The following is a 1,076-nucleotide window of genomic DNA, read 5'->3' on the forward strand; positions in this document are numbered from 1 at the left end:
TGTGCTGTCCCGGGACGTTGGTGACAGGCGACATGCCTTGAGCGGTCCTTGAAAGGGGTGAGGGCCTCTGGGTTCGGTGTGGATTGCGAAGTCTGCACCGATGCCCAGGAGGCCCTCGTTGTTCCACCGTAATGCCCCGCTGACTCCGACCGGCCGGCTGCGTTTGGCCCGGTGTGTCGTCGAGGACGGCTGGCCTGTGCGGCGGGCTGCGGAACGCTTCCAGGTCAGCCACACCACCGCAGCACGCTGGGCCGACCGCTACCGCCGACACGGGGCCGCCGGGATGCAGGATCGCTCCAGCCGCCCGCACCATCAGCCCCGCCGCACCCCAGAAGCCATCGAGGAGCAGGTCGTGCGCCTGCGCCGCGAACACCGCATCGGACCGGTGCGGCTGGCCGCCCGATGCGGCATCGCCGCCTCCACCGCCCACCGCATCCTGCGCCGTCACGGCCTGCCCGTTCTGGCCGCCACCGACCGGGCCACCGGCGAACCCGTGCGCCGCTTTGAGCGCGCCCGGCCCGGAGAACTGATCCACATCGACGTCAAGAAGCTCGGCCGCATCCCCGACGGCGGCGGCCACAAAGTCCTCGGCCGCGCAGCCGGCCGGGCCAACCAGGACCGCCGCAACGGCACCGGATACGCCTACCTGCACACCGCCCTGGACGACCACTCCCGCCTGGCCTACACCGAAGACCTGCCCGACGAGAAGGCCGCCACCTGCGCGGCCTTCCTTCGACGAGCTGCCGCCTGGTTCGCCGCACGCGGCGTGAGCGTCGAGCGGGTGCTGACCGACAACGCCTGGGCCTACACCAAGAACACCTGGCGCGACACCTGCCGGCAGCTGGGCATCAGCCCGCGCTGGACCCGGCCCTGGCGGCCGCAGACCAACGGCAAGGTCGAACGCTTCCACCGCACCCTGCTCGAGGAGTGGGCCTACCACCGGCCCTACACCTCAGAAGCCGAACGGCAGGCCGCGTTTCCCGACTGGCTGGACTGGTACAACTACCACCGACCCCACACCGGAATCAGCGGCCAAACCCCAGCCAGCCGCGTCACCAACCTCTCCGGTCAGCACA

The 1,076-nt window shown here is 70.7% G+C and carries 1 protein-coding gene; it reads left to right on the forward strand.

Annotation, left to right across the window (positions count from 1 at the left end; genetic code table 11):
• Positions 1-118 precede the first annotated feature (118 nt).
• Positions 119-1,076: IS481 family transposase (locus tag ACTWP8_RS38170; protein WP_443326641.1), on the forward strand; the 958-nt coding region annotated here is incomplete at its 3' end.

Origin of the sequence: Streptomyces sp. 7N604, from assembly GCF_052245475.1 — a bacterium.
Taxonomy (GTDB): Bacteria; Actinomycetota; Actinomycetes; order Streptomycetales; family Streptomycetaceae; genus Streptomyces.